Source organism: Niveispirillum sp., from assembly GCF_052437035.1.
GTDB lineage: Bacteria > Pseudomonadota > Alphaproteobacteria > Azospirillales > Azospirillaceae > Niveispirillum.
Genome location: NZ_JBQVOH010000001.1, coordinates 133,592 through 157,055 on the forward strand (window position 1 = coordinate 133,592; position 23,464 = coordinate 157,055).

General features: G+C 63.9%; 22 protein-coding genes. 18 read left to right on the forward strand and 4 right to left on the reverse strand.

The genetic code is table 11. The features are described 5' to 3' along the window. From ybeY to ACT6Q8_RS00645, 7 genes are all read left to right on the forward strand, one after another. Window positions 1-675 carry an rRNA maturation RNase YbeY gene (ybeY, locus tag ACT6Q8_RS00615; protein ID WP_444733799.1) on the forward strand — a complete coding sequence of 225 codons (675 nt, stop codon included), beginning with the start codon at window positions 1-3 and terminating at the stop codon, window positions 673-675. After that, window positions 672-1,607 (forward strand): hemolysin family protein, encoded by a 936-nt coding sequence (locus tag ACT6Q8_RS00620; protein ID WP_444733798.1) that lies wholly within the window; start codon window positions 672-674, stop codon window positions 1,605-1,607. Before ybeY ends, ACT6Q8_RS00620 begins: the two co-directional genes overlap by 4 nt. 54 nt (window positions 1,608-1,661) lie before the next feature. Next, entirely contained in the window at window positions 1,662-3,263 is a 1,602-nt protein-coding gene (gene lnt / locus ACT6Q8_RS00625; protein ID WP_444733797.1) for an apolipoprotein N-acyltransferase, read from the forward strand. A 156-nt stretch (window positions 3,264-3,419) separates the two neighbouring features. Beyond that, window positions 3,420-3,869, forward strand: a complete 450-nt coding sequence (locus ACT6Q8_RS00630) for a helix-turn-helix domain-containing protein (RefSeq protein ID WP_054165993.1) — start codon at window positions 3,420-3,422, stop codon at window positions 3,867-3,869. A 150-nt stretch (window positions 3,870-4,019) separates the two neighbouring features. After that, window positions 4,020-5,189, forward strand: a complete 1,170-nt coding sequence (gene metK / locus ACT6Q8_RS00635; protein ID WP_054165746.1) for a methionine adenosyltransferase — start codon at window positions 4,020-4,022, stop codon at window positions 5,187-5,189. A gap of 107 nt (window positions 5,190-5,296) precedes the next feature. Further along, entirely contained in the window at window positions 5,297-6,007 is a 711-nt protein-coding gene (trmB, locus tag ACT6Q8_RS00640) for a tRNA (guanine(46)-N(7))-methyltransferase TrmB (protein WP_444733796.1), read from the forward strand. A gap of 151 nt (window positions 6,008-6,158) precedes the next feature. Continuing rightward, window positions 6,159-7,847 carry a methyl-accepting chemotaxis protein gene (locus tag ACT6Q8_RS00645; RefSeq protein WP_054165748.1) on the forward strand — a complete coding sequence of 563 codons (1,689 nt, stop codon included), beginning with the start codon at window positions 6,159-6,161 and terminating at the stop codon, window positions 7,845-7,847. Window positions 7,848-7,871: 24 nt separating this feature from the next. Here the strand turns inward: ACT6Q8_RS00645 and ggt are convergent, their stop codons facing one another. Both ggt and ACT6Q8_RS00655 read right to left on the reverse strand, forming a co-directional pair. After that, a complete protein-coding gene (ggt, locus tag ACT6Q8_RS00650; protein ID WP_444733795.1) occupies window positions 7,872-9,638 on the reverse strand; it encodes a gamma-glutamyltransferase in 1,767 nt (588 codons plus the stop codon). A 493-nt stretch (window positions 9,639-10,131) separates the two neighbouring features. Then, the gene (locus ACT6Q8_RS00655) at window positions 10,132-10,755 is read right to left on the reverse strand and encodes a cold-shock protein (RefSeq protein ID WP_054165749.1); all 624 of its coding nucleotides are present in this window, start codon (window positions 10,753-10,755) and stop codon (window positions 10,132-10,134) included. A 443-nt stretch (window positions 10,756-11,198) separates the two neighbouring features. Between ACT6Q8_RS00655 and ACT6Q8_RS00660 the strand changes: the two genes are divergently transcribed. The 11 genes from ACT6Q8_RS00660 to ACT6Q8_RS00710 all read left to right on the forward strand — a co-directional run bounded on the left by ACT6Q8_RS00660 (window position 11,199) and on the right by ACT6Q8_RS00710 (window position 21,694). Beyond that, window positions 11,199-12,158, forward strand: coding sequence for an SAM-dependent methyltransferase (locus tag ACT6Q8_RS00660; protein WP_444733794.1), 960 nt, complete (start codon window positions 11,199-11,201; stop codon window positions 12,156-12,158). Window positions 12,159-12,295: 137 nt separating this feature from the next. After that, entirely contained in the window at window positions 12,296-12,421 is a 126-nt protein-coding gene (gene ykgO / locus ACT6Q8_RS00665; protein WP_029014073.1) for a type B 50S ribosomal protein L36, read from the forward strand. Window positions 12,422-12,576: 155 nt separating this feature from the next. Next, window positions 12,577-14,055 (forward strand): FAD-linked oxidase C-terminal domain-containing protein, encoded by a 1,479-nt coding sequence (locus ACT6Q8_RS00670; RefSeq protein ID WP_444733876.1) that lies wholly within the window; start codon window positions 12,577-12,579, stop codon window positions 14,053-14,055. 107 nt (window positions 14,056-14,162) lie between these two features. Next, entirely contained in the window at window positions 14,163-15,770 is a 1,608-nt protein-coding gene (locus ACT6Q8_RS00675) for an ABC transporter substrate-binding protein (RefSeq protein ID WP_444733793.1), read from the forward strand. Between the two features lie 10 nt (window positions 15,771-15,780). Continuing rightward, window positions 15,781-16,791, forward strand: a complete 1,011-nt coding sequence (locus tag ACT6Q8_RS00680) for an ABC transporter permease subunit (protein ID WP_444733792.1) — start codon at window positions 15,781-15,783, stop codon at window positions 16,789-16,791. A gap of 169 nt (window positions 16,792-16,960) precedes the next feature. Beyond that, window positions 16,961-17,821, forward strand: a complete 861-nt coding sequence (locus ACT6Q8_RS00685) for an ABC transporter permease subunit (protein WP_054165754.1) — start codon at window positions 16,961-16,963, stop codon at window positions 17,819-17,821. A gap of 9 nt (window positions 17,822-17,830) precedes the next feature. Next, the gene (locus tag ACT6Q8_RS00690; protein ID WP_444733791.1) at window positions 17,831-18,511 is read left to right on the forward strand and encodes a hypothetical protein; all 681 of its coding nucleotides are present in this window, start codon (window positions 17,831-17,833) and stop codon (window positions 18,509-18,511) included. Window positions 18,512-18,515: 4 nt separating this feature from the next. Then, on the forward strand, window positions 18,516-19,481 hold the full coding sequence (locus ACT6Q8_RS00695; protein WP_054165756.1) for an ABC transporter ATP-binding protein: 966 nt from the start codon (window positions 18,516-18,518) through the stop codon (window positions 19,479-19,481). Next, window positions 19,478-20,437: a peptide ABC transporter ATP-binding protein gene (locus ACT6Q8_RS00700; RefSeq protein WP_444733790.1), complete on the forward strand. Its 960-nt coding sequence runs from the start codon at window positions 19,478-19,480 to the stop codon at window positions 20,435-20,437. Before ACT6Q8_RS00695 ends, ACT6Q8_RS00700 begins: the two co-directional genes overlap by 4 nt. A gap of 175 nt (window positions 20,438-20,612) precedes the next feature. After that, complete coding sequence (locus ACT6Q8_RS00705) at window positions 20,613-21,494, forward strand: SPFH domain-containing protein (protein WP_054165758.1); 882 nt, start codon at window positions 20,613-20,615, stop codon at window positions 21,492-21,494. Window positions 21,495-21,508: 14 nt separating this feature from the next. Beyond that, window positions 21,509-21,694, forward strand: coding sequence for a hypothetical protein (locus ACT6Q8_RS00710; RefSeq protein ID WP_054165759.1), 186 nt, complete (start codon window positions 21,509-21,511; stop codon window positions 21,692-21,694). A gap of 3 nt (window positions 21,695-21,697) precedes the next feature. Here ACT6Q8_RS00710 and ACT6Q8_RS00715 read toward each other — a convergent pair whose 3' ends face one another. Together ACT6Q8_RS00715 and ACT6Q8_RS00720 are read right to left on the reverse strand one after the other, a co-directional pair. Beyond that, window positions 21,698-22,255 (reverse strand): molecular chaperone DnaJ, encoded by a 558-nt coding sequence (locus ACT6Q8_RS00715; protein WP_444733789.1) that lies wholly within the window; start codon window positions 22,253-22,255, stop codon window positions 21,698-21,700. An 8-nt stretch (window positions 22,256-22,263) separates the two neighbouring features. Further along, the gene (locus tag ACT6Q8_RS00720; protein ID WP_444733788.1) at window positions 22,264-23,376 is read right to left on the reverse strand and encodes a cysteine desulfurase family protein; all 1,113 of its coding nucleotides are present in this window, start codon (window positions 23,374-23,376) and stop codon (window positions 22,264-22,266) included. Window positions 23,377-23,464: the final 88 nt, after the last annotated feature.

Genomic DNA, 23,464 nt, shown 5'->3' on the forward strand with positions numbered 1-23,464 from the left:
ATGCCGGATCGTGTTGAGATCGCGCTGTCCATTGAGGACGAGCGCTGGGAAGCGTCGGTTGCCGATGTGGAAATGCTGTGCGAGCGCTCGGCCCGTTCCGCCCTGGCGGCGGCGCATGCGCAGGACCCGGACTGGCTGCCCGGAGGCCCGATTGAGATGTCGGTGATCCTGGCCGATGACGATACGGTTAAGGAACTGAACAAGAATTATCGTGGTAAGGACAAGCCCACCAACGTCCTGTCCTTCGCCCTTTACGCTGATGGCGGCGATGAAGAGGGCGATGATGAGGGCTTTGAGAACGAAGAACAGGACGAAGAAGAGCTTGGCGACGAGCCTGATGACGGCGATGTGGAATTCCTGTCGCCAGAGGCTCCGGTTCCTGTAATATTGGGCGATGTGATTCTGGCGTTTGAAACGGTGGAACGCGAGGCGCGTGAGCAGCGCAAAGCCTTTGCCGACCATCTGGCCCACCTTGTGACCCACGGCGTTCTGCATCTCCTGGGTTACGACCATATTGAGGATTCCGAGGCCGAACAGATGGAACGGCTGGAAACCCAGATCCTGTCGGGGCTTGGTATCGCCGACCCCTATGCCGGGCTGCCGGAAGGACACCGCGCGCCTGATGATCCGGGAGATAACTCTCCCGGACCCGTCCCCATAACCCCAGAAAGATGATGGCCGACCTCAGCGACAGTCGATCGCCCCGCGAAGACGGGGCGGAAGAAAATGGAACCCTCGCCCAGCACCTGCGTGGCTGGCTGCGATCAATCCTCGGGGTGCGCGGTGGTGACACGCTGCGCGACACGATTGAGGAACTGATCGAGGAGACGGGCCCCAGGGAGCCCTCCATGGCGGAGGGAGAGCGGGCCTTGCTCGCCAATATCCTGAAACTGCGTCATCGCACCGTGGCCGATGCCATGGTGCCGCGTGCCGATATTGTCGGCGTGCCCATGGACATTACCCTGCCCGACCTGATCAAGCGTTTCTCCGAAGAGGCGCACAGCCGCATGCCCGTGTACCGGGAAGAGCTGGATGACGTGGTCGGCATGGTCCATATCAAGGACGTTCTGGCCTGTGTCGCCGGTGCCCGCAGCTTTGACATGCAGGCCATCACCCGCGAGGTGATGATCGTCGCCCCCTCCATGCCCGTTCTCGACCTGCTGCTTAAGATGCGGCAGAAACGCCAGCATCTGGCGCTGGTGGTCGATGAATTCGGCGGCATCGACGGTTTGGTGTCCATCGAGGATCTGGTGGAAGAGATCGTGGGCGAGATCGAGGACGAGCATGACGATGCCGAGGAAAGCGCCCTGACCCCGCGCGCCGATGGCACCGTCGATGTCGATGCTCGTATCCCGGTGGAAGAGTTCGAGGCGCAGCTAGGCCGCTATTTCGACGCAGACGAGCTGGAGGATGTCGACACGCTGGGCGGGCTGGTCTTTGCCATGGCGGGTCGCGTGCCCTCGCCTGGTGAAGTGCTGAAGCATCCGGGTGGGCTGGCGTTCGAAATCCTGGATGCCGATCCGCGCCGCATCAAGATGCTGCGCGTCCACAATCTCGTCACGAACAAGGACGATGATGCGGGCGAGCCTCAGCGGGCGGTTGGGTGACGCCTGCCCTGATCCGCAGGTCTGCGCGTCTCAACCCCCTGTCCGGATAGCCTGATGACCCAACCAGCCGTTTCGCCCCGTCTCGCCATACTGGCCGGTCGGGTCGCCGATATGCGGGGGTGGCGGCGGTTGGGGGTGTCCGCGCTGGCCGGTGCGGTGGCGACCTTGGCGCTGCCGCCGGCCCATGTCCTGCCCCTGTTGTGGCTGGCCTTTCCGCTGCTCATCTGGCTGTTGCGCGGATCGGATCGGGCCCGGACTGATTTTGCCATTGGCTTTGCCTTTGGCGTCGGCCATCACGTACTGGGCCTATACTGGATCAGTGCGGCCTTGTTCACCGATATTGGCCGCTTCTGGTTCATGCTCCCCTTTGCCCTGCTGGGGTTGCCGGCGCTGCTGGGCCTGTTCCTGGGTGCCGGCACGGCTGCCTTTGGCTGGGCGCGGCGGCGGTTCGGCCTGACGGGGTGGGCGGAAGCGGTTGCCTTGGCCCTGGCTTGGGTTGCCGTGGAATATGCGCGCGGGCATCTGTTCACGGGCTTTCCCTGGAACCTGCTGGGATATGGCTGGGTGCAGGTCCTGCCGGTGCTTCAGTTTGCATCCGTGGCCGGCATCTATGGCCTGTCGCTGCTGACGGTCCTGATAGCGGCACTGCCGGCGACGTTGGCGGGGCCAAGGCCTTCCTGGCGACCGGCACTGACCGGTGTGGCCGTTCTGGCGCTGGTGGCTGGCTGGGGGGGCTGGCGCATGGCGGGGCAGGGGTTGGGCGATGTGCCCGGCGTCATGCTACGTGTGGTGCAGCCCAATATTCCGCAGGAACTGAAATGGAAGGAAGAGGCGAAGATCAACAATCTGCGCCATCTGATTTCCATGTCCGGTGCGGAGGGGTGGGACCGCATCACCCATGTCATCTGGCCGGAAACAGCGGTGCCCTATTTCCTGTCTTCTGACAGTTCAAATGCCGATCAGCAGCCGCTGACCCGGCTTTTGACACAGATTGCACCGCCGGGCGGTGCCTTGATTACCGGCGGTAACCGACTGGCTACGGATTCTGCCGGCAACTATGTCTATTTCAACAGCCTTTTCGCCCTGACCCAGGGTGGACAGGTTGCAGCCAGTTTCGACAAGTTTCACTTGGTTCCGTTCGGCGAATATTTGCCGCTGCGTGCCCTGCTGCCCAAAGGCATGAAGGCCGTGGCGGCGGGAGCGGATTTTTCCGCCGGTCCCGGTCCGCAGGCCCTGTCACTGCCCGGCGCACCCGCGGCCAGTCCGCTCATCTGTTACGAGGTGATCTTCCCAGGTGCGGTGATGCCGCGCGTGGGAGAACGCCCGCACTGGCTGCTGAACCTGACCAATGATGCCTGGTATGGACAGACCGCAGGACCCCACCAGCATTTTGCCATTACTGTCGTGCGTGCGGTGGAGGAGGGGGTGCCCCTGGTACGCGCCGCCAATACCGGCATCTCGGGTGTTATCGACGCATACGGGCGGGTCAGGGGCAGCATACCGCTCGGCGATAGCGGAAATCTGGATATTTCACTACCGCAGCGCGCCGTTTTCGTGCCATTGTATGCAGACTTTGGCGATCTAGTCCCCGCCCTGATCTGGTTCGGTCTGTTACTGGCCGTCGTCGTGAAGGCGCGCCGCCGGATAACGGCCTGATGCCGGATTCACAGTGAGTTTTGGGGCAATGCGTGCATATGTCCTTCTGGATACAGACATGGATGTGCAGCATACCAAAGAATAGAGGTTAATCGCTTGACGACATGCAAACGTATGTCGCAGGATCGGCATAACGCCATTCTGGAGGTTGTCCGCATGCAAACCGAAACCCGTGGCCGTCGTGGTGGCGGTCGACCCAAGCTCGGCAAGCCGAATCCCATTGATGTTCATGTCGGCACGCGTGTGCGTCTGCGTCGTACCCTGCTGGGCATGAGCCAGGAAAAGCTGGGTGAGGCCATTGGCCTGACGTTCCAGCAGGTCCAGAAGTATGAGCGCGGTGCCAACCGCATCGGCGCTTCCCGCCTGTTCGACCTCAGCCGTGTTCTGGATGTGCCGGTGTCGTTCTTCTTTGACGACATGCCGAATCCCGATGGTTCGCCCAATCCGGCCCCGACGCCGATGCCGGAGGCGGGCGAACCCGATCCGATGGCCAAGCGTGAGACGCTGGAACTGGTGCGCGCCTATTACCGGATTACCGATCCGGCCGTGCGCAAGCGCATCTTCGAGTTGACGAAGGCTGTCGCCGGACCTGCCGACGCCGGTTGATCGGATGCAACGGGCGGCGATGCTGTTCGGTTAGACCTTCGCCTGCACCCTTGACCCTTCTGTAAAAGATTGCGACAAACACGCGGCCCCATTTGCTCTGGGGCGGCGTGTTTTTTTATGCCCGGAAACAGATCAGCTGAGGCGACCCAAGTGGCCAAGTCGAACTACGTCTTTACGTCCGAATCCGTGTCCGAAGGTCATCCGGACAAGGTCTGTGACCGTATCTCCGACGCTGTCGTCGATCTCTACTTGGCGGAAGACCCCGTCGCCCGCGTGGCGTGCGAGACATTGGCCACGACCAACCGTATCGTGATCGCGGGTGAGGTGCGTGGCCCCGGCAGCCTGCTGAAGAAGGTCGAGGAAGTGGCCCGTGAGGCTGTCCGCGACATCGGCTATGAGCAGAAGGGTTTCCACTGGGCCACGGCCGAGGTTGCCGTGCATCTGCATGCGCAGTCTGCCGACATTGCCGTTGGCGTTGATGCCGCTGGCAACAAGGATGAGGGCGCGGGCGACCAGGGCATCATGTTCGGTTACGCCTGCACTGAAACGCCGGCCCTGATGCCTGCCCCGATCTATTACAGCCATCAGCTGTTGAAGAATCTGGCCAAGGTGCGTCACTCGGGTGAGACCCCCTGGCTGGGCCCCGATGCCAAGAGCCAGTTCTCGCTCCAGTACCGCGATGGCAAGCCGGTGGGCGCTACCTCCGTGGTGCTGTCCACTCAGCATTCCGAGACGGTGAGCCAGGAAGAAATCCGCGAGACGGCGCGCAAGCACGTCCTGGATATCCTGCCGGAAGGCTGGATGTGCCCGGAAGAGGCGTTCTACGTGAACCCGACGGGCCGGTTCGTGATTGGCGGTCCCGACGGTGACGCCGGTCTGACTGGTCGCAAGATCATCGTGGATACCTATGGCGGTGCCGCACCGCATGGCGGCGGCGCCTTCTCCGGCAAGGACCCGACCAAGGTTGACCGTTCTGCCGCCTATGCCGCGCGCTATCTGGCCAAGAACGTTGTTGCTGCCGGTCTGGCCGACAAGTGCACGATCCAGCTCAGCTACGCTATCGGCGTTTCACACCCGCTGTCGGTCTATATTGATACCGCCGGCACTGGTCGCGTGGATGAGGACAAGCTGTCCGACGTGCTGCGTCAGTTGATGAACCTGTCCCCGCGTGGCATCCGTGAGCATCTGAAGCTGAACCGTGCCATTTACGCCCGCACGGCCGCCTATGGCCATTTCGGTCGTGAGCCGGATGCCGATGGCGGCTTCAGCTGGGAGAAGACCGATCTGGTTGCCGATCTAAAGTCGGCGTTTGGCGCCTGATCCTTTCGGGCGGCTTTTGTCCGCCCGGCACCATATTGGCAGCGGCCCGCCCACCCGGCGGGCCGTTTGCTATTCCGACCATCTGTTTGAACGATCCGAGTCGCATCATGTCCGAGGACAGCATCCCCCACCGCAAGGTTCTCTATGGCCGCCGTCTGGGCCGTCCCCTGCGCAAGCAGCGGTTGGAGGTAATGGAGACGCTGCTGCCCAAGATGAAGCTGACGGCGCCGGCGGAGGGGGAATGTCTGGACCCTGCCAGTCTGTTCGACACACCCAAGCGCGACCTGTGGTTCGAGGTTGGCTTCGGCGGCGGGGAGCATCTGGCCTGGCAGTCTGAACGTAATCCCGATATCGGCTTCATCGGCTGTGAGCCCTTCATCAATGGCGTCTCGTCCCTGCTGAAGCATGTGGCGGAAGCCGGCCAGACCAATATCCGGGTCGTTCCCGACGATGCGCGCCCCATCCTGGATGCGCTGCCTGACGCGTCGGTGGGCCGTGCCTTTGTGCTGTTCCCCGACCCCTGGCCCAAGGCGCGCCATGCTTTCCGCCGCTTCATCGGACCGGTCAATCTGCCGCGCTTGGCCCGCGTCCTGAAGGACGGGGCGGAGCTGCGTATCGCGTCGGATGATCCGCAGTTACAGCGCTGGATGCTGGAACATACATGGCGCTATCCGGACTTCGAATGGACGGCCAGAACCGTCGAAGACTGGCGTGTCCGCCCCGAAGACTGGCCCCAGACAAGGTACGAGCAGAAAGCTCTGGATGCAGGCCGCGTTCCGATGTTTTTGAGATTCATTCGTAAGAAGAGGGCAACCTGACCTTTATCGCTGAGTGGATACCTGCGGTTTTAGCACTACCTAACCCTTTGGACCCGTTAAAATCGCACGGCTTCACGTCATCATTCCGACCCTATGATTTTTGTTCCGGGTGAAACGGCCCGGCGCCGTTCAGACGGTAGGGGAGGGATGAATGAAGCAGCTCCGCGATCTGCGCATCGGCATGAAGGTCAACATCGCCATGGGCATGTTGGCGTTGGTGGCGATCATCATGGCTGTGATGGGTCTGTCCGCCATGTCGGTCTATCAGGGTGAGGTAGAGCGGATGGGACGCGACACCCAACGTGCCGTCCTGTCCGAACAGATCAATGGCCTGATCAACGGCGTCGTGATGGACAGCCGCGGCATCTACATGGCCCGTGACGCCGCCGAGGTGGAGAAATTCGCCAAGCCGATGACGGCCAGCTTGGACCTGCTGGACAAGCGGTTGGGCGAGTATCAGGCGCTGGCCCAGGGTGCCCAGAAGGCGGCCATGGATGAGGCGGTGACCAAGGGCCGTGAATTCGTGACCTTCCGCCGTGAACTGATTCGTCTGGGGCAGGCCGAAGGTGCCGCATCCGCCCGCACTTATGGTGACAATGATGCCAACCGCGCCAACCGCCAGGCCTTCAACAAGGCCATGGTGGCGCTGTCTGAACAGCAGGTGTCCCGTGTCAAGACCGTCATCGGTGAGTTGGACAGCTTCGCCGACCGCGAACGGATGACCATGCTGACTATCGCGACCGTCGGCATCCTCGGGTCCGTCGCCTTTGCGATGTGGCTTGTGTCGCGTCAGGTCACAGGTCCGCTGGTTTCCGTGACGGGCACCGTGCGGCAGATGGCCAATGGCGACCTGTCGGCCCATGTGCCGGAAACCGGTCGCGGGGATGAGATCGGGCAGATCGCCGATGCGTTGGACGTGTTCAAGCGTGGTCTGGCAGAAGCCAAGCGCCTGGAAGCTGCCCAGAGGGCCGAACAGGCCGCGAAGGAGGAACGCCAGCGCCGGCTAGAGAAGCTGACCAATGATTTCGCGTCCAAGCTGGGCGAGGTGTCTACGGCATTGGCCCGGTCCGCCCAGGATATGCGCGACAGCGCCGAGGGTCTGACCGGTGCCGCCAAGGCTGCCGCGACCCAGGCCGCCGAAGTGGCCAGTGCGTCGGATGAAAGTGCCGCCGGCGTGCAGAGCGTGGCCGCCGCAACGGAGCAGATCAATGCCTCCATCGCGGAGATCGCGCGTCAGGTCGTGGAGGCCAATAATGTCGCCCGGGCCGCCGTGGAGGATGCGGGCGAGACGAGCCGGACCATGGATGGCCTGCAGGGTGCCGCTGGCCGTATTTCCGAAGTGGTGGGGCTGATCCAGGGTATCGCGGCGCAAACCAACCTCCTGGCGCTCAACGCCACCATTGAGGCAGCGCGTGCAGGGGAGGCCGGTAAGGGCTTTGCCGTCGTCGCGTCGGAGGTGAAGGCCCTGGCCATGCAGACGGGCAAGGCGACGGAGGACATCACCTCGCAGGTGTCGAGTATCCAGCGGGAGACGGGAGCCGCCGTGATCGCCATCGCCCGCATCGCCAACACCATCGACAAGATCGGGGAGATCACGACGGCGCTGGCCGCCGCCATCGAGGAACAGCAGGCCAGCACCAATGAGATCGCCCGCACCGTGCAGGATGTCGCCAACGGCACCCAGGCCGTCTGCGACGCGGTGCAAGGCGTCAGTCAGGCGGCGGCCAACACCGGTGGTGCGGCAGCCACCGTGCATGGCACGGCATCTGACGTGACTCGTCAGTCAGTGGTGCTGAACACCGAGGTCGACCGCTTCGTGAAGACCATCATCGCCGCCTGATAATGTTCATGCCAAGGGGCATGCTCAATCCCCCGCCGCGATACCGTCGCGGCGGGGGTCGGCGCCACCCTGAATACTGGCCGGGGTGACGCGGATGATGTGGATGCCGCTGTTGACATTGTCCCGCTTCACCTGATGGCCCATGGCCGTCAGGGCGTTGGCCAGATTGTCGGCGGCGGGCACCGATTCGATCTGGGTGGCGCCATTGCGGTTCAGCAGGATGGGCAGGTTTACGGCGGCCTGTGGGTCCATATCCCAGTCCAGCATGGCCACCAGCGCTTCGGCCACGTAGCCGATGATAGCAGTGCCGCCGGGCGAGCCGACGGCCAGAACGGGATTGCCCTTCTGATCGAACACCACCGTTGGCGCCATGGAGGAACGCGGGCGCTTGCCCGGCCCCGGCGCATTGGCGACGGGCTTTCCGTCCTTGGTGGGTACGAAGGTGAAATCCGTCATCTGGTTGTTCAGCACGAAGCCGCCGGCGATCAGGCCGGAACCGAAGGCGAACTCCACCGAACTGGTCATCGACACCATGCGCCCCGCATCATCAATGATGGAGAAATGCGTGGTGGAGGGGATGTCGGGCCCATCGGCGGCGGGGAACAGGGCACCGGTGCGGAAGGGTGGCTCGCCCGGCAGAACGGGGCCTGTTGCGGCGCGGGCGGGGTCGATCCCGGCGGCGCGGCTGGCGATATAGCCACCATCAATCAGGCCACGGGTGGGCACCGGTACCTTGTCCGGGTCGCCCACATGCGCCTCCCGGTCGGCATGGGCGCGGCGGCTGGCCTCCATCAACAGGTGCCAAGCCTTGGGGTCATCCTTGCCCATGGCGCGCAGGTCATATTGCGACAGCATGCCCAAGATCTGCAAAATCGCCACACCGCCCGCCGATGGCGGGGCCATGCCGCAGACCTTCCAGACGCGGTAGGGCATGCAGATGCCGTCACGTTCCACGGCCTTGTAATTGGCCATGTCCTCCAGGGTCAGGACGGGCGTGCCGCTGTCACCGGCGGCCTGTTGCAGGCGGCTGACAATGGCCTTGGCGATGGGACCGCGATAGAAGGCGTCAGGGCCAGCAGCCGCGATCAGACGCAGGCTGACGGCCTGTTCAGGCATGGAAATACGCTCACCCAGGGCCGGTGGTCGCCCGCCCTCGCGGTAATAGACGCGCTGCAAGTCGGGTGCCTTGCCCAGCATGCGCTGCCATTCGGTCAGCACACCGACCATGCGTGGCCAGGCGGGCACGCCGGCATCGGCCAGATCAATGGCGGGCTTGAACAGGCTGTTCCAAGGCAGCTTGCCATGGGCGGCATGGGCCTGGGCCAGCATGGCAACGACACCCGGCACACCCACGGCGCGGCCCTGGGGCAGGGTGTCCAGGAACGGCATGGGCTTACCATCGGCACCGATGAAAAGGTTAGGCGTCACGGCGGCACCCGCCACCTCCCGCCCGTCATAGGTGGTCAGTTTGCCGCCAGGCTCCGCCAGCAGCATGAATGCGCCACCCGCCATGCCCGATGATTGCGGCTCGGCCAGACCCAGCACCGCCTGTACGGCCACCGCCGCATCCACGGCGGTACCGCCGTGCCGCAAAATCTCCAGCCCCGCCTGCACCGCCAGCGGATTGGCGGCCACCACCATGTGGCGCTTTGCAGTGACCAGTTCCTTGACCTTGAGGGCGGAGGCCGGTTCCGGTGCCTGTTGGGCCAGGGCGACGGGCGCCGTCAGGCACAGGGTCAACAGACCCGTAACCAAACGGCGGGTGAACAGCGGGAGATGTCTGGATCGCATGTGCCTGTCCGGGGCCAGTTTTTTACATGGTCACCCGGTGGAATAGGCGATGGCAAGGGCTTAAACCAGCGGCTGGAATTTTTGAGCGCTGGTATGGCGACCGTTGCCGCGCAAGGGGAGGCGAAGCGCCATAGACCCCAGAATCGGAAGCGGGCCGCAAAAGGCCCGCCCGATATTTTAAGGGCGTACTTCCAGTGACTGGAAACACGCTTTGGCTTTCAGTTTTTCAAACGCCGGCGCCACATCCGCGGCTTGGGCGCTACGCGGCACATGCCGCATGGCGACGGTCGCCGCTGGAGCTGTTTCTGGTCAAACGAATACAGCTCTGACCGGCGGTCTTTCAAACGTATTTCGAGTTCGAGCCGAAAGCAGAAAACGAACTGACGGGAAAGCCTGAAATGGAAAAAAGGCTGGCAGCGCTGCCCTTCTGGGCAGCGCTGCCAAACCTTCAACCACGTGACGCAAGAGCGTCAGGTCAAACGCGGATCAGAGATCACAGGATCTCGACGCGGTTGGCCTGCGGGCCCTTCTGGCCCATGCTGGTCTGCAGACGCACGCGCTGTTCCGGGGTCAGCGAACGGACGCCCGAACGCTCCAGAGCGGTGATGTGGACGAACACGTCCTTCCCACCGCCGTCCGGCGTCACGAAACCAAAGCCCTTATCGGCGCTGAAGAACTTGACCACGCCCTCGATCGTTTCCGACGGGCCGTTGTCGAAGCTGCGGGCAACGCGCGGCGGGCGCGGGCTGTCGCCGTAACGGTCGCCGCCGAAGCGGTCGCCGCCGCCAAAGCGATCACCGCCGCCACCAAAGCGGTCGCCGCCGCCCGGACCACCCGGACCACGGCGGGCCGGCTGAGCCGTCGACGTATCGACGCTGTGGATCGAAGCGACCTGCGGACCCTTCTGACCCTGCGACAGATCGCAGACGATGGTCGTGCCATCGGCCAGAGCGTCATGACCAACGGCCTGGACGACCGAGGCATGCAGGAAGGCATCGGGCGACCCATCAGACAGGGTCACGAAGCCGAAGCCCTTCGTGGGGTTGTACCATTTGACCGTGGCGGTGACGCTCCGGCGGGTGATCTGCGGGCTCTGCGGAGAACGGCGCTCGTACATGTGGTCTCGAACTCGACTGTCATAGTGTAGGGAACTTCACCGGGAAACCGGCTGCAAGGACAGTACACGGTTCAGCTCCGCGCGGAAAGTACATCCGCGTGGGCCGGTCCAGCAGCCATCCCATCAAGACCCTACACTGGATATTGGTCGGATGCACTATCAAAGCCGTCGATTGTTACCGAATGATAGCAGGGCTGGCGGCCCGCCCACGCAAGGACCGCATGGCCCGATTGCGGTGTTTGATGCGCAATGCGCACTGCTTTTTCCATGTCTGGCATGGGAAATACCAGGGCTAGTGCCCGTTCTTCTATTGACGGGCTATTAGAGCGGCATATTTCGGCTTGCACATTCCGTGCAACAGCCCCTGCCAAGACTGTTTCCCCTGAAACGCATAAGAGGTAATCTCCCTTGTGTCGCAACAGGCAAGCCACCCTAACGGACGCATGGCCGCTACCCGCAGCACCGAAGACGAAACGGTTGCTCCCACGCTGAAGGATCGATTCCTGGCGTGGTGGGAGGGCCATGACGTTCAGCGCCGCCGCCGCGAGGCCGATGAGGAAGCTGCGGCCGCCGGGGCGGGTGCCGGTTCCTTGCAGGCCGGCGACGGCAAGCATATGAACCGCAAGGGCAAGCCCCTGTGGACCGCCACCCGTATCGAGGTTGTGGAGAAAATCTGGGGTCCCGGCTTCTCCTCCCCCGGCGGGGATGAGTTCATTCCGACCATCGTGAAGCCGCTGGGCCTGAACCCGGCCATGAGCGTACTGGATATCGGTGCCGGCCTGGGCGGGGCCACGCGCGCCATGGCCAAGCAATACGGCACCTGGGTCACCGGCCTGGAAGGCAATCCCGTTCTGGCCGAGGCCGGGATGTTCCGGTCACAGAAGTCCGGCTTGGCACGGCAATCGCCGGTCATGTCCACGGATTTGGAGAATTTCACCTGGACCAAACGGGTGGATGCCATCTTCTCCAAAGAGACTTTTTACATGATCCGCAACAAGGACAGGCTGATCGACAGTATCGAGGCTATCCTGAAGCCTCGCGGACAGTTGTTGTTTACCGATTATGTGATCGATCCGGGCCACGCACGGGGCCGGGATTTTGACGGCTGGATCCATGCGGAGCCGGTGGAGCCTGCCCCCTGGACCGTGGAGCAATATGCGGGCGCCCTGGCGCAGCGAAACCTCGATATCCGCATCACCGAGGATAATACCGACATGCATCGTGCCCTGATTCTGACGGCCATCCAGGAACTGGTGAAGCACCTGGAGACGGTCAGCATGGACCACGATACCAAGCTGGCCGTGGTGGAGGAGGTGGAGATGTGGGCCCGGCGTGTGGCAGCCCTGTCTTCGGGCCTGCGTTACTACCGATTCTATGCCCTGAAGCCCGCCGAACTGACCTGATCAGGGCTGAAAAGCCCGGTTTTTGCGGCGCGGGAGGGGGTTGCATGGGGTGATGCGCCTGTCCGGTTGACAGGGCGGCGGCCCGCGACTATGTTCCGCGCCTCGCAAAGAACGCCTCCTGCGCCAGAGTGCTTATCATGAAGATCGTGAATTCGCTGAAGTCGATGAAGACCCGCCACAAGGCTTGCCGCGTTATCCGCCGCAAGGGTCGTGTCTACGTCATCAACAAGCTGAACCCGCGTTTCAAGGCCCGTCAGGGCTGATTGATCGCTGATTTGGTTTGCGCCGGGATGTAACAGTCCCGGCGGGCAGGAACCGCGCCTCTCGGCGCGGTTTTCGCGTTTGGGGGTTCCGCATCTCCCCAACCCTGTCGCATGCTGTCCGCCCAGGCCAATGCCGGTGATGACCCATGCCCACGATGCCCGCCCCCGATCTCGCCGCCCTGTCCAAGGGGCCTGAGCTTCTGCGCCGGCTGCGCGAGGCTGTGCCCGGCGGTGTGATCGCGGATGAGGCGTCGCTGCGCGCCTATGATACCGACGCGCTATCCGCTTATCGCCAGATGCCCATGCTGGTCACCCTGCCGCGCAACACGGCCGAGGTGGCTGCCGTTCTGCGCATCTGTCACACGATGGGGGTGAAGGTTGTGCCGCGCGGGGCCGGCACCGGCCTGTCGGGCGGTGCCCTGCCGCTGGCCGACGGGGTACTGCTGGTCCTTACCAAGCTGTCGCGTATCCTGGAGATCGATTACGACAACCGCGCCGTGGTGGTACAGCCGGGCGTGACCAACCTGGCCATCAGCCAGGCGGTGGGCGAGCGTGGCTTTTACTATGCGCCCGACCCGTCATCGCAGATCGCCTGTTCCATCGGCGGCAATGTCGCGGAAAATTCCGGCGGGGTGCATTGCCTTAAATATGGTGTGACGGCCAATAACCTGTTGGGGGTGGAGTTCGTCACCATGGCCGGGGAGGTGCTGCGCCTGGGTGGCAAGCATCTCGATTCGGGGCATTACGATCTGTTGGGCGTCATCACCGGGTCAGAAGGTTTGCTGGGTGTCGTCACCGAGGTGACGGTGCGCATCCTGCCCAAGCCGGCAGTGGCCCGCGCCCTTCTGGTCGGGTTCGACCGGACAATCGATGCCGGCGACGCCGTGGCCGCCATCATCGCGGCGGGCATCATCCCGGCCGGCATGGAGATGATGGACCGCCCCGCCATCCACGCGGCGGAGGATTTCGTGAAGGCCGGATATCCCCGCGATGTGGAGGCACTGCTGATTGTGGAACTGGACGGGCCGCCGGCTGAAGTCGATTCCCTGATCGCGCAAGTGGCCGAGATTACGACGGCCCATCAGGGACGCCCGCCAAGACTTTCCAGCAGCGAATCGGAGCGGCTGGCCTTCTGGGCGGGGCGAAAGGCGGCCTTTCCCGCCGTGGGGCGGATCAGCCCGGACTATATCTGTATGGATGGCACCATCCCGCGCAAGGCGCTGCCCACCGTCCTGTCGCGCATGGCGGCGATGGAGGGGGAGTTCGGCTTGGCCGTGGCCAATGTCTTCCACGCTGGCGACGGCAACCTGCATCCGCTGATTCTGTTCGATGCCAACAAGCCGGGCGAGTTGGAAAAGGTGGAGGCGTTTGGCGCCGCCATCCTGCGCCTGTGCGTGGAGGTGGGCGGGGTGTTGACTGGCGAACATGGGGTGGGCATCGAAAAGCGTGACCTGATGCCGTTTCAGTTCAGCGCGGATGATCTGGAACAGCAGACGCGCCTGAAATGTGCCTTTGATCCGGACGGGCTGCTGAACCCCGGCAAGCTGTTCCCCACCCTGCATCGCTGCGCCGACAGCGGCTGGATGCGGGTCGAAGCCGGGCAATTGCCCTTCCCGGATTTACCCCGCTTCTGATGATTGACGCCCCCCGTTGCCCCTGTTCTACTGCGCTGCAATGCATGGTGCGCAGGGCGGATATACCCTGACGACGCCCGACAAGAATATGGCGGACGGGGTTCAGCATGGGTCGTGGAACGTGGCGTTACGCCATGATGGCGGGTGCCTTGGTGGTGGGTTTGGCTGGACCGGTCTGGGCGGCGCCCAAGACGCTGGTATATTGTGCCGAGGGCAGCCCGGAAAATTTCAATGCGGCGCTGAACACGTCGGGCACGACCTTTGATGCCACACGGCCCATCTTTGACGGGTTGGTGAAGTTCGAACGCGGTACGACCAAGATCGTGCCGGCCCTGGCCGAACGCTGGGAAATCTCGCCCGACGGGCTGACCTACACCTTCCATCTGCGCCGGGGCGTGAAATGGCAATCCTTCAAGGATTACAAGCCGACGCGCGATTTCAACGCAGATGACGTACTGTTCAGCCTGAACCGGCAATGGAAGGTCGACCACCCGTACCATTCCATCTCCGGCGGCGGTTACGCCTTCTTCAAAAGCATGGGGCTGGGCGATCTGCTGAAAAGCGTTGAGAAGCTGGACGATTACACCGTCCGAATCACCCTGACCCGACCGGAGGCGCCGTTCCTGGCCGATCTGGCCATGGACTTCGCTAACATCACATCCGCCGACTATGCCGACTTCCTGATGAAGAAGGGCACGCCCGAACGGTATGACCAGGACCCGGTCGGCACCGGCCCCTTCCGCTTCGTCGTTTATCAGAAGGATGCGCAGGTCCGGTATCGTCGGTTCGACGATCATTGGGGCGGTAAGACGCCGCTGGATAATCTGGTTTTTGCCATCACGCCCGACGCGGCTGTGCGCTATGCCAAGCTGAAGGCCGGTGAATGCCACCTAATCCCCTATCCCAACCCGCCCGACCTGCCGGCGATTGCCAAGGACCCCAACCTGACCTTGATGGAGATGGAGGGGCTGAATGTCGGTTATCTGGCCTTCCAGACCCTTAAAAAGCCGTTTGATGACAAGCGGGTAAGACAGGCCATCAACATGGCCGTGGACCGCAAGGCCATCCTGGATCAGGTGTTCCAGGGCAGCGGCAAGCCCGCCAAGAATCCCATCCCGCCGGGTGTTTTCGGTTATCTGGCCGATAACAAGGACTATCCCTACGATCCCGCCAAGGCGAAGGCCTTGCTGGCCGAGGCGGGATACCCCAACGGGTTTGAGACCGACCTTTACGCCATGCCGGTCCAGCGCCCCTACAACCCCAATGCCCGGCGCATGGCGGAAATCATCCAGGCCGATCTGGCGAAGATTGGTGTGAAGGTGAAGATCGTCAGTTTCGAATGGGGCGAGTATCGCAAGCGCATCCAGGATGGCGACCATCAGATGGCGCTCTATGGCTGGACCGGCGACAATGGTGACCCCGACAATTTCATGTACAACCTTCTGGGCTGTGCGGCGGCCAAGACCAGCGGCAGCAACATCGCCAAATGGTGCCATCCTCCCTATGAAGACCTTGTCCTGAAGGCCAAGCAGGTCCCCGATCAGGCCGCCCGCGCCAAGCTGTACGAACAGGCGCAGCGCATCTTCAAGGAAGAGGCCCCCTGGGTCACCATCGCCCATTCCGTCGTGTTCGAGCCGGTGTCGAAGAAGGTCATCGGTTACAAGCAAAGCCCCTTCAACCGCCATCAATTCGATGGGGTGGACATGGCGGAGTGAGGGGCACCCCATGTTGAAATTCATAGCCACCCGCATCGCCCTGCTGATCCCCACGTTCCTGGGCGTGACCTTGCTGGCCTTTTTCCTGATCCGGCTGGTGCCCGGCGACCCGATTGAGGTGCGGCTGGGCGAACGCGGGATTGATCCGGCCCGCCTGGAGGAGATGCGGGCGCAGTTGGGCCTGAACAAGCCGCTGCTGGAACAATATGCCGACTATCTGACCGGCGTGCTGACCGGTGATCTGGGTAAGTCCCTGATCACCCAGACGCCGGTTCTGCATGAATTTGCCGAGCTGTTTCCGGCCACCATCGAACTGTCGCTCTGCGCCATCCTGTTTGCCCTGATCATCGGCTTGCCGGCGGGCGTGCTGGCGGCGGTAAAGCGAGGCGGGCCGCTGGATCATGGGGTAATGGCGGCCAGCCTGACGGGATATTCCATGCCCATCTTCTGGTGGGGACTGCTGCTGATCCTGCTATTCTCTGTCATCCTGGGCTGGACGCCGGTCAGCGGTCGGCTGTCGGCGGCCTATTATGTGGAGCCGGTGACGGGATTCCTGCTGATCGATAGTTGGATGTCGGAGGAGGAAGGGGCGTTTCTGGACGCCCTGCACCATCTTGTCCTGCCGTCCATCGTGCTGGGCACCATCCCGCTGGCTGTCATCGCGCGCATGACGCGGTCATCCATGCTGGAGGTTCTGGGCGAGGATTATATCCGCACGGCACGGGCCAAGGGGCTGGGCCTGTTCCGTATCGTGGGCCTGCATGCTCTGCGCAACGCCATGATCCCCGTGGTCACTGTCATCGGTCTGCAGGTGGGGACCTTGCTGGCCGGTGCCATCCTGACGGAAACCATCTTCGCCTGGCCCGGCATCGGCAAATGGCTGATCGAAAGCATCAACCGGCGGGATTACCCGGCCCTGCAGGGCGGGGTGCTGCTGATCGCCTGTGTGGTCATGCTGGTCAATCTGGTGGTCGATCTGCTCTACGGCCTGCTCAACCCCCGCATCCGGCACGCGAAATGAGGGATGGGATGATAGTGTGTGTTGTTCCCTCACCCTCCCAAACGCTGGCGCGTTCGGGCCCCTCCCTCTCCCACCTTCGTGGGCGAGGGGAGAAATTTAGCCCCTCGCCCACGTGCGGGAAAGGGAGGGGCCTGGGCCGTAAGGCCTGGGAGGGTGAGGGAACCACGCCATGACCAGCCCCCTGTCCGAATTCTGGGGCCATTTCCGCCGCAATCGTGGGGCTGTGCTGGGGCTGTTCATCGTCCTGGCGCTCTCCTTCGTCGCCATCTTCGCCGAATTCGTGGCCCCCTATGATCCGGCGGAGCAGTTCCGCGACTTCGTGCTGTTGCCGCCTGCCTGGATTGAGGGCGGAAACTGGGCCTTTCCACTGGGCACCGATGATATCGGGCGCGACATGCTGTCCCGCCTGGTCCATGGCGCGCGACTGTCGCTGTTTATCGGGCTGCTGGTGGTCACCCTGTCGCTGGTGGTCGGCGTGGCGCTGGGGCTGCTGGCCGGGTTCTATGGCGGGACGTCGGATACGCTGATCGCGCGTTTCATGGATATATTGCTGGCCTTGCCGTCGCTGCTGCTGGCCATTGTGGTTGCGGCCATCCTGGGGCCGGGGCTGGTGAATGCGGCCATCGCGGTATCGGTGGTGATCGTCCCGCACTATGCCCGCCTGACCCGCGCCTCTGTAATGGCAGAGCGGGGCCGGGAATATGTGACGGCGGCGCGGCTGGCGGGTGCTTCCGATGCCCGATTGATGCTGGTCACTATCCTGCCTAACTGTGCCGCCCCGCTGATCGTGCAGGCGACATTGGGTTTTTCCACCGCCATCCTGGATGCGGCGGCCCTGGGCTTCCTGGGCCTGGGTGCGCAGCCGCCGACACCGGAATGGGGGACGATGCTTTCTTCCTCGCTGCAATTCCTGCAGCGCGCTTGGTGGGTGGTGACCTTTCCGGGGCTTTCCATCCTGATCACGGTGCTGGCCTTCAACCTGATGGGCGACGGGTTGCGCGATGCGCTGGACCCGAAGCTGAAGCGGTAGGAGGAAGTGATGCGCATGATGGCTGTGATCGGGTCTGCCCTGTTGCTGGCCATGTCAGGCTTCGGTGCGATGTCTTTCGAGCCGAAGCCATTCTGTGCGGAGCCTGGCCGGTCGGAATGGTTGGGCGATGCGGAAAGCATCGATTTGGGATGCATGGGCCCCACCTCCCCCGACGGGCGCTACACCCTCGCTATCGATGCGGAGACGGAGGAGACGAGGGGTGCCGTCATCATCGACACGGCCAGTCGGCAATCCGTCCACCGGTTTGATCCTCTCATCTCCATCCCGGCGGCCTTCGCCTGGGCTCCCGATTCCCTCGCCTTGTTCGCCGATGACGGCGACGGGTCGGGCCAGTTCAGCCGCTTACGCCTGTTTATTTTCGAGAGCGGTCGCTTCAAGGAAGTGGCCGGCTTGAATGACAGCGCCCTTGCCCTGTTCAAGGACGCGGCTCGATGCCGGTTGCCGGACATCGGTGCCAATATCTGGGGCATCCAATGGGACCCGGATGGCCGCCGCCTCCTGGCTTTCATCCAGCAGGACCATCACACGATCTGCCCGGATCAAATGGCAACCGAGGTTTTTGGCCTGGAGGTCAGCCTGGACAAGCCACTCTCGCCCAGGCTGTTCGGCAAGGAGGAGTTGCGGCAGCGAGCCGGCACCCTTCTGCCCCAGCGTCTTTTCGAGGATTGAGCCAATGCCGCTTCTCGACATCAAGGACCTGTCCGTCACATTTGCCACGGCGCGCGGCCCGTTTCGTGCCGTGGACGGCATCGACCTGTCCGTGGAACCGGGCGAGGTGCTGGGCATTGTCGGAGAAAGCGGGTCGGGCAAGTCCGTCACCTCGCTGGCGGTGCTGGGCCTGCTCGCCGACAATGCCAGCGTCACGGCGGGCCGGATGCAGTTCGATGGCCAGGATTTGCTGACCCTGTCGCCCAAGGCGCGGCGCCGCCTCAATGGCGGGCAGGTGGCCATGATCTTCCAGGAACCGATGAGCAGCTTGAACCCCTGCTTCACGGTCGGCTTCCAGATTGGGGAGACGCTGGCCCAGCATGAGGGTCTGTCGGGCAAGGCGCTGCGCCACCGCTGCATCGCGCTGTTGGAACAGGTGGGCATTCCAGCGCCGGAGACGCGCCTGTCGGCCTTTCCGCACCAATTGTCGGGCGGGATGAGCCAGCGCGTGATGATCGCCATGGCCATCGCCTGCAACCCGCGCCTGCTGATCGCCGATGAGCCGACCACGGCCCTGGACGTCACCATTCAGCGGCAGATCCTGGACCTGCTGCGCGACCTGCAACGCGAACGCGGCATGGCCATGATCCTGATCACCCATGACATGGGTGTGGTGGCCGAAAGCGCCCACCGGGTACAGGTGATGTATGCGGGCCAGGTGGTGGAGAATCGCCCCGCCGACAGCCTGTTCACCACCCCGCGTCACCCCTATACGGCGGCCCTGCTGGATGCCCTGCCCGAACGGGCCGTGGGACGGCGGCGTCTGCCCACCATTGCCGGCACCGTGCCGGGCATCAGCGACCGGCCCACGGGCTGCCTGTTCCAGCCGCGTTGCGGGCTGGCCGATGATCGCTGCGGCACTCGCCCGCCCCTGGCCACCGATGGCGATGGCTGGACACGGTGCGTAAGGGTCGAAGGAGCCATGGCATGACCATCATCCTGGAAGCCCGCGACCTGAAGCGCCATTACCGCGTCAAACGCGGCCTTTTCCGCGCGCCCGCCACCGTGAAGGCCGTGGACGGCGCCAGCTTCACCGTTAGCGCCGGTAAGACCCTGGCCGTGGTGGGCGAAAGCGGCTGTGGCAAATCCACGCTGGCCCGCCTGCTGACAAGGATTGAGGCGCCGACGGAAGGGACCATCCATTTCGACGGGCGCGATATCACTACCGTGCCCAAGGCCGATGAAAAAGCCCTGCGCCGCGCCGTGCAGATGGTGTTCCAGAACCCTTACGGATCGCTCAATCCGCGCCGGAAGGTGGCGGATATCCTGGCCGAACCGCTGCTGATCAACACCGATACGCCCAAGGCCGAACGGCGTGACCGCGCCATCGCTATGATGGAAAAGGTCGGCCTGCGCCCCGATCAGGCTGACCGCTATCCGCATATGTTCAGCGGTGGGCAACGACAGCGCATCGCCATCGCCCGCGCCCTGATGCTGGACCCGCGTGTGGTGGTGGCGGATGAACCGGTATCGGCGCTGGATATCTCCATCCAGGCGCAGGTTTTGAACCTGATGATGGACCTGCAGGACGAATTCGGCCTCGCCTATGTCTTCATCAGCCATGATCTGTCGGTCGTCCGCCATATCGCGGATGAGGTGATGGTGATGTATCTGGGCCGGCCCGTGGAACAGGGGCCAAAGGATGCGATCTTCGCCGATCCGCGCCACCCCTATACGCGCGCCCTGCTGGCCGCCATGCCGCGTGTCCATCGCGGCGGCACCTCCGACGTGCCGCCCCTGTCGGGTGAACTGCCCAGCCCCATGGACCCGCCCCCCGGCTGCGCCTTCCATAAACGCTGCCCGCTGGCCCAGCCCCGCTGCGCACAGGAGACGCCGGAACCGCGCCACGCCGACGGGCGGATGGTGGCCTGCCACCTGGTGGCCTGAAACCGACAGTCAAATTTTGACCGTCGGTACGGCGGCGACCGCCGCCACGCGGCCCATGCCGCGTAGCCAAGGGCGCGGATGCGCCCGCCCGGCGACTGAGGGCGCATGATTACCCCCTGACAGACTCGCCTCATTGTGATATCAAAATTATATCATTTTGAGGCTGGGGGGTGGAATGCAGGAGAACCAACAGGTTGGGGATCGTCCCATCACGGTGTCGTCCGGCTTGGGCATGCTGCTGTTCAGTCTGGCATTGGTTCTGGTCTCGCCAGTGATGATGATCATCGGGTTCAGGAGTGGGACGGGGCCTGTGTCCCTGTTCTGGCTGCTGCCGATGTTGGCGGGCATCATCCTGATGTGCGGGCTGTTCATTGTGCAGCCGAATCAGGCCGTGGCCTTGACCCTGTTCGGTGATTATCGTGGCACGGTGGACACGCCGGGCCTGCGCTGGGTCAACCCGTTCTTCGCTAAGCACCGTGTTTCCCTACGCGTGCGCAATTTCGAGACGGGCACCTTGAAGGTGAACGACGCCGATGGCAGCCCCATCGAGATCGGGGCCATCGTCGTCTGGCAGGTGACGGACACGGCAGAGGCCCTGTTCAATGTCGAGGATTATAAGGGCTATGTCTCGATCCAGGCTGAATCGGCCCTGCGCCTGATCGCCACCTCTTACCCCTATGATGATCACGGCGGCGGGGCTTTGTCGCTGCGTGGCCATGGCGAGGAAGTGTCTGACCATCTACAGCGCGCCATCCAGGAACGGCTGGCACGGGCCGGCATCAAGGTGGTGGAGGCGCGGATCAGTCATCTCGCCTATGCGCCGGAAATCGCCAGCGCCATGTTGCAGCGGCAACAGGCCAGTGCCATCGTCGCCGCCCGTTCCAAGATCGTGGAAGGGGCCGTGGGCATGGTGGAGATGGCGCTGGATCAGCTTGCCGCCCGCTCCGTGGTGCATCTGGACGATGAACGCAAGGCGCACATGGTGTCGAACCTGCTGGTCGTGCTGTGCGGAGACAGGGCGACGCAGCCCGTGGTGAACGCGGGCACGCTGTACTGAATAGAGGACAGGTCTTGGCGGAGAAGAAGGCATATCCCCTGCGCATCGGCGCAGACGTGCTGGAGGCCATGCAGCGCTGGGCCGATGATGACCTGCGCAGCCTGAACGCCCAGATCGAATATGTGCTGCGCGCCCAACTGCGTCAGGCCGGTCGGTTGCGACCGCCGGTCCCGACGCCGGCGGTGGAGGAGAAGGAGTAGGGGTTACCCCAGCCGCCGCGCGGCCTCCACCGCCAGGGCCATGGCCTCCACCCGCGTCAGGCGTGTGGCGGCAAGCGCCAGATCACCCAGTCGGAACGCGTCCAGCAGCAGACGCAGTTCCGCCGCCATCTCATCCTTTACCGCCGCCAGGGTCCGCGCCCGGCTGCCGGCGTCCGGGGCGGCGGCGATGGCGATTTCCCATTGGCCGCCGGTAGCGGGCCGGGCGGGGGCGGCATCGGCAAGGTCCAGCAAGGCACGGGCGCGTGCCGCCGGATCGCGCAGAATGGCCGCCGCCTTTTCCCGTGCGGCCCGTTGCGCCGATGCCAGTTCTTGGGCCCGTTCGCCTTTTTCCTGAAACCGCGCAGGGGCCAGAATGCGGGCGAAACCGGTCAGTTGCCGTTCGATGGAGGCGACATCCAGCTCAAAACCGGCCGCCACGCCTAACCGGGTGAAGGGATCAACCTCCCCCGGTGGCTGGATCGACCCGCAGCCATGGCAGAACAGGGCGCGGGGGGAGACATCGCCGGCGCAATGCCAGCAGGGCAGGGTATGTTCCAACATCTGGTCCTTCAGGCGGCAGGCCGGGCGCGGGCGGCAAGGGGCAGATAGCAGGCGAGGAACCGGTCGATATCGTCCGGTCGCGTGTCCCATCCCAGGCTGACCCGGATCGCCGATCCGGCAATGGCTCCATCAAATCCCATGGCGGCCAGGACGGGGGAGGTCTTGACCTTGCCCGATGAACAGGCCGATCCGGCACTGACCGCGATGCCGGCCAGATCGAAGGCCATCAACTGGCTGTTGGCCGGCTGGCCGAGCAGGGCCAGGCAGCTGGTATTGGCCACGCGTGGGCCGCCGGTCCCGATCACGCGCACCCAGGGGGCTGCCTCCATGACCGCCTGTTCCAGCCGGTCGCGCAGTGCGGCCAGGGCCTGATAGTCCGCCAGTCCGTCGCGGGCCGCCGCTGCCGCCGCACCGAATCCGGCAATGCCGGCCACATTCTCTGTCCCGGCCCGCATGCGCCGTTCCTGTCCGCCGCCGCGCAGCAGGGGGGAGAGCGGGATCGACGGCGCCGTCAGCAGCGCCCCCACCCCCTGCGGTCCCCCGATCTTGTGCGCCGACAGGGTGACAAGATCGAGGCCTAGGGCGGCGACATCGAACGGGATACGGCCAACCGCCTGCACCGCATCGCTGTGCAACCAGCCGCCGTGGCGGTGAACCAGGGTGGCGATATCGGCCAGCGGCTGGATGATCCCAGTCTCGCTGTTGACCGCCTGCACACTGACCAGTGCCGGGCCAGCGCGCAGCAGCCTCTCCAGCGCGTCGAGATCGATGATGCCGTTGGCCTGTACGGGAATAACGGCGCTGTCCGGGCTGGCGCATTCCAGTACCGACGGATGTTCCGTTGCGCCCAGAAGCAGGCGGCGGCCCTGTCGGGCGGCCAGCGCCAGGGCCTGATTATTGGCCTCCGTCCCGCTGCCGGTGAAGGTGATCCAGGCCGCCGGGACGCCCGCCAGGGCGGCAACCTGATCGCGCGCATCCTCTACCATCCGGCGGGCCTTTCGCCCGAACCCGTGGATGGAGGATGGGTTTCCAACCAGGTCCAACGCCGCCACCATTGCGGCCCGCGCAGGCGTGCGCACGGGGGCGGTGGCGTTCCAGTCAAGGTAAAGGGGGGGCCGCATGGGCTGCTTTTCCGCCAAAGGCTTGAATTCCCCTGCGAAGAGGCTTGAACACGAATATGGGCGCTGTGGTATAGTCCCGCCTCATACC